The organism is Massilia agilis (assembly GCF_024756255.1).
Classification (GTDB): Bacteria; Pseudomonadota; Gammaproteobacteria; order Burkholderiales; family Burkholderiaceae_D; genus Telluria; species Telluria agilis.
In genome coordinates, this window is record NZ_JANUHB010000029.1 from 1 (window position 1) to 277 (window position 277).

A 277-nucleotide genomic window follows, 5' to 3' on the forward strand; every position below is an offset into this window, starting at 1 on the left:
TTTGGTAGCGCAACAGGACTGTTTTAAGAAAATGCTCGAAAGCCCTTGCGTACCGCAACAACGGTTTGCTATAGTTCGGTCCCTGCTTCGGCGGCGAACCAAAAGCGAAACGAATCAAGTAGTTAAGCTGACAAGGTTCACCAGGAAACTGACCCGAAGCAAAAATGAAGTTGACGACAAACGCGAAACGCTGCATAATCTCACTTCTCTGCTGCTGACGAACAAAACGATTCGCACAACGCAGCAAGGCAGCATGATCTGCCTGTTCTTTAACAAT

1 protein-coding gene is annotated in these 277 nt (G+C 47.3%); it reads right to left on the reverse strand.

What is annotated here, in order from left to right:
• Window positions 1-277 (reverse strand): hypothetical protein (locus NX774_RS23325; protein WP_258824690.1); only part of this gene is annotated, 277 nt, incomplete at both ends.